We start from the raw sequence: 4,752 nt of genomic DNA, 5'->3' as shown, positions 1-4,752 counted from the left end.
CCGGCAAGTACGTCGAGATTCCGCTGGTGGCCATCGTCAAGTTCCGCGGCGACAAGCTGTACCACGAGCACATCTACTGGGATCAGGCCTCGGTACTGGTGCAGATCGGTGTGCTGGATCCCGAAGGTCTGCCAGTAGCCGGTCGCGAAACCGCCGCCAAGCTGCTCGATGAAACGCTGCCTTCCAACGAGCTGATGGGTAACTGGCCCAGCAGCGCAGACAAGCATTGAGGAGGTTGATCATGAGTACTCTTGAGAACCGCACCGCGTTGATTACCGGCGGTGCCACCCTGATCGGGGCGGAAGTGGCAAAAGCCTTTGTCGCCCAAGGCGCCAAAGTGGCGATCCTCGACGTCGATGTTGCCGGTGGCGCGAAGCTGGCCGATGAGCTGGGCACATCCGCGCTGTTCATCGAAACCGATATCACCGATGACGCGCAGCTGCAGGCTGCCGCCACACAGACAGCAGAGCAGTTCGGTGGCATCGATTATCTGGTCAATCTTGCCTGTAGCTATATCGACGACGGCGTCGAATCCAGCCGCGCCGACTGGCACAAGGCACTGGATATCAACCTGATCAGTGCCGTAATGGCGGCCAAGTTCGCCCGGCCCTGGCTGAAGGCGAGTGGTGCCGGCGCCATCGTCAACTTCACCAGCATCTCGGCGCAGGTGGCGCAGACCGGACGCTGGATCTACCCGGCCAGCAAGGCGGCGATGAAGCACCTGACCCGCAGCATGGCGCTGGATTTCGCGCCGGATGGTATCCGCGTGAACTCGGTGTCGCCGGGCTGGACCTGGTCCCGTGTTATCGGCGAGGTCAGCGGCGGCAATCGTGAAAAGGCGGACCGTGTCGCGGCACCTTTCCACATGCTCGGCCGCCTCGGCAATCCACAGGAGGTGGCGGAGGTGGTGCTGTTCCTTTGTTCCCCCAAAGCCAGCTTTGTTACCGGCGCCGATTACGCCGTCGATGGCGGCTACTCCGCACTTGGACCCGAGCAGCAGGAACCTGCAATTCCGAAACTGGCGGAATAACCCAACACTCTGGCCCAAGGCCATTACAAGAAAAACAGATCAGGAGAGTCATCCTATGACACGTAAAATCGCAATCGTCGGCGCGGGCCAGTCGGGCCTGCAAACCGGTATCGGCCTGCTCAAGGCAGGTTATGACGTATCCATCCTGTCCAACCGGACCGGCGAGCAGATCAAGGCCGGTAAGGTGATGTCCAGCCAGTGCATGTTCGATATGGCACTGCAGAACGAACGCGATCTGGGGGTCAACTACTGGGACAAGGACTGCCCGCCGGTGGAGGGCATCGGCCTGCGCGTGCCTGATCCGGCCAAACCCGGCAGTAACCTGATCGAGTGGGCGGCACGTCTGGACAAGCCGGCACAGTCGGTGGACCAGCGTATCAAGATGCCAGTATGGATGGACGAGTTCGTGCGTCTGGGCGGCGATCTGCAGATCCGCGATGTGGATATCGACGTGCTGGAGGAGCTGGCCACGGCCTACGACCTGGTGCTGATAGCGGCCGGTAAGGGCGATATCGTCGGCATGTTCGAGCGTGATGCCGAGCGCTCTACCTTCGATAAGCCGCAACGCGCACTGGCACTGACCTACGTGCACGGCATGGCGCCGATGGAGCCGTTCTCCCGTGTCGCATTCAACCTGATTCCGGGCGTCGGCGAGTACTTCAGCTTCCCGGCACTGACCGTAAGCGGTCCCTGTGAAATCATGGTTTTCGAGGGTGTGCCGGGCGGTCCGATGGACTGCTGGCAGGATGTGAAAACACCACAGGAGCATCTGGCTCGTAGCCTGGAGATCGTCAAGACCTTCGCTCCGGCAGAGGTCGATCGCTGCCGCTCCATCGAGCTGACTGATGATAACGGCATTATCGCCGGACGCTTCCCGCCCACGATACGCAAGCCGGTGGCAACGCTGCCCTCCGGACGCAAAATCATGGGCATTGCCGATACGCTGGTGGTCAACGACCCGATCACCGGTCAGGGCTCCAACAACGCCTCCAAGTGCAGCCTTGTCTATGTGGAAGCGATCAAGGCGCAGGGTGACAAGCCGTTCGACGATAACTGGATGCAGGCCACCTTCGAGACCTACTGGGATTACGCCCGCGATGTGGTCACCTGGACCAACAGCATGCTGCTGCCGCCGCCGGAGCACATTCTGAACCTGCTGGGTGCGGCCCAGCAGTCGCCGGCGCTGGCCTCGAGCATCGCCAACGGCTTTAACGATCCGACCACTTTCATGCCCTGGTGGCTGGAGGCGGACGCCTGCAACAACTTTGTCAATGAACAGCTGAAGAAGGGGGCCTGAGATGACCACTATGAATGCACCGACCACTGCCATCCGTTCCGAGGAGACTGTTGAGGTCCAGGCCTTCGACAGTCGTGAACTGCGCAATACGCTCGGCCTGTTTGCCACCGGCGTCACCATCGTGACGACTACCGGCGCCGAAGCGGGTGAGATGATTGGTATAACCGCCAACTCCTTCTCGTCGCTGTCGCTGGATCCGCCGCTGATTCTCTGGAGCCTGGCGCTGAAATCGCCAAGTCTGTCGGCGTTCGCCGAGGGACGGGATTTCGCCGTCAATATCTTGGAACACCAGCAGGATGCGCTGGCGATGCAATTCGCCCGCCCGTCCGACGACAAGTTCGCGGGCGTATCTCACCGACTCAACAGCGCCGGTGTGCCGCTGCTCGATGCCGCACTGGCGCAGCTGGAATGCCAGGTCGAATTCACCCGTGTTGCCGGTGACCATCTGCTGATCGTCGGCCGGGTACTGGCGTTCAGCAAGGCGGACGGCGAGCCGCTGCTGTTCTACAAGGGCGGCTTCCAGCAGCTGTGTGCCTGAAAGGCCGTCGCTGCTTTCCCGGTGACACCTGCGGGCCCTTCGAGGCCCGCTTGATAACAACAATAACGGAGACTCAACGCATGATGAATAAGTACCTTGGCGGCACCCTGGTTGGGTTTGCAGCGACTCTGCTGTCCGTCGATGCCCTGGCGACCGAGGGCGGTGGTTCCAATTATCCGATGGGCGCGGAAAGTTACCTGGTGGGCGCGCTGCCGCCACCGGGCGTCTATCCGCTGATCTATGCCGAGCATTATGCTGCCGATGACTTCAACGGCAATGACGGCAACAGCCTGCCCATCGATTTCCGCTTGCGGGCCGACGTGGTGGCGCCGCGCCTGCTCTGGGTCACCGACCATAGCCTCTTAGGTGGCCAGCTCGTGGCCGCGGCGCTGCTGCCGCTGGTCAATCTGGATGTCTCGGTCAATGGCCTGAGCGATAGCAATAGCGGCGTGGGTGATCTCGACCTCACCGCGGCACTGGCCTACCACCACAGCGCCAATCTGCACAGCGCGGTGGGTTTCGATATCTTCGCCCCGACCGGCGAATACAGTGTTGGCGAACTGGCCAATATCGGGCGCAATTACTGGGGCGTGCAGGCGGTTTATGCTGCTTCCCACATTAATCCCGCCGGCATCAACTGGGGCGTCAAGTTGATGTACGACTACAACTTCGAGAACGGGGATACGAACTTTCAGTCCGGACAGGAGCTGCACGCGGATTATTCGCTTGGCTATGGCATCGCGCCCAACTGGGTTGTCGGTGTCGGCGGCTATGCCTACAAGCAGGTAACGGATGACGCGCTCAATGGCGTCGATATCGGTAACAAGGGACAGGCGTTTGCGATAGGCCCCTCGGTCAAGTTTGACAATGGAAAAGGCTTCTTCTTTTCAGCCAAATACCAGAAAGAGATGGCGGTCGAAAACAGGCCGCAAGGCGATGCGTTCTGGATAAAAACGATTATTCCATTTTGAACATGCACCGCTCCTGCGCGTCCCTGCGCCCGCGGCGTGCCGTTCTTCCTGAACATAAAAAGCCGGCTGTTAGATAAACAGTGAATGGAGATTAAAACCATGAACGACAATAACAAGCAAAAGCTGGACGCCTGGCGTCAACAGATCGAGGGCACGCTTGATTTTCGCCCGAATGAGCGCGTTTTCAAGATAGCGCGGGAAATGTTTACCGACCAGGAACTGTTTGATCTGGAGATGGAACTGATCTTCGAGAACACCTGGATCTTTGCCTGCCACGAAAGCCAGATTGCCAACGCCAACGACTTCTTCACCATGCAGGCCGGCCGTCAGCCGATGATCATTACCCGTGACGGCAAGGGCGAGCTGAATGCGCTGGTCAATGCCTGTCAGCATCGCGGCGCGACCCTGACCCGGGTGTGCAAGGGCAACCAGTCCACTTTCACCTGTCCCTTCCACGCCTGGTGCTACAAGTCCGACGGCCGTCTGGTCAAGGTCAAGGCGCCGGACGAGTATCCGCAGGATTTTGACAAGACCAGCCGCGGGCTGCGCAAGGCGCTGATCAGCAGCTACAAGGGCTTTGTCTTTATCAACCTCAACACGGAATCTGATGTGTCGCTGGAGGATTTCCTCGGTGATGCCCGCATCGGCTTTGACATGATGGTGGCGCAGTCCGCTACGGCTGAGCTGGAAATACTGCCGGGGTCTTCGTCTTACACCTTCGACGGCAACTGGAAGCTGCAGAACGAGAACGGTCTGGACGGCTATCACGTCAGTACGGTGCACTACAACTACGTCGCCACGGTGCAGCACCGTCAGCAGGAAGAGTCGAAGAAGGAATCCGCGGACAACAGCAAGACGCTGGACTACAGCAAGCTGGGCGCGGGTGACAAGGACACCGATGACGGCTGGTTCGCAT

At 59.9% G+C, this 4,752-nt stretch carries 5 protein-coding genes and 1 pseudogene; all 6 read left to right on the top strand.

Annotation, left to right across the window (positions count from 1 at the left end):
* A pseudogene (locus MRS74_RS23425) lies at positions 1-230 on the top strand (dienelactone hydrolase family protein); the annotation flags it as partial.
* Between the two features lie 11 nt (positions 231-241).
* Positions 242-1,030: an SDR family oxidoreductase gene (locus MRS74_RS23420; protein ID WP_254582702.1), complete on the top strand. Its 789-nt coding sequence runs from the start codon at positions 242-244 to the stop codon at positions 1,028-1,030.
* 55 nt (positions 1,031-1,085) lie between these two features.
* The gene (locus tag MRS74_RS23415) at positions 1,086-2,327 is read left to right on the top strand and encodes a styrene monooxygenase/indole monooxygenase family protein (protein WP_254582701.1); all 1,242 of its coding nucleotides are present in this window, start codon (positions 1,086-1,088) and stop codon (positions 2,325-2,327) included.
* 1 nt (position 2,328) lies between these two features.
* Entirely contained in the window at positions 2,329-2,865 is a 537-nt protein-coding gene (locus MRS74_RS23410) for a flavin reductase family protein (RefSeq protein WP_254582700.1), read from the top strand.
* A gap of 80 nt (positions 2,866-2,945) precedes the next feature.
* The gene (locus MRS74_RS23405; RefSeq protein WP_254582699.1) at positions 2,946-3,836 is read left to right on the top strand and encodes a SphA family protein; all 891 of its coding nucleotides are present in this window, start codon (positions 2,946-2,948) and stop codon (positions 3,834-3,836) included.
* Between the two features lie 99 nt (positions 3,837-3,935).
* On the top strand, positions 3,936-4,752 hold an 817-nt coding region (locus MRS74_RS23400), incomplete at its 3' end, for a Rieske 2Fe-2S domain-containing protein (RefSeq protein ID WP_254582698.1).

Source organism: Marinobacterium sedimentorum (assembly GCF_024267675.1).
In the GTDB taxonomy this organism is placed as follows: domain Bacteria; phylum Pseudomonadota; class Gammaproteobacteria; order Pseudomonadales; family Balneatricaceae; genus Marinobacterium_A; species Marinobacterium_A sedimentorum.
Note: the sequence above shows the minus strand (reverse complement) of the source record. Positions and strands in the feature narration are given on the sequence as shown.

Excerpts from the sequence above, each read along its gene's own strand:
- MRS74_RS23420 (WP_254582702.1), top strand. The coding sequence starts at position 242 with ATGAGTACTCTTGAGAACCGCACCGCGTTGATTACCGGCGGTGCCACC.
- MRS74_RS23415 (WP_254582701.1), top strand. The coding sequence starts at position 1,086 with ATGACACGTAAAATCGCAATCGTCGGCGCGGGCCAGTCGGGCCTGCAA.
- MRS74_RS23410 (WP_254582700.1), top strand. The coding sequence starts at position 2,329 with ATGACCACTATGAATGCACCGACCACTGCCATCCGTTCCGAGGAGACT.
- MRS74_RS23405 (WP_254582699.1), top strand. The coding sequence starts at position 2,946 with ATGATGAATAAGTACCTTGGCGGCACCCTGGTTGGGTTTGCAGCGACT.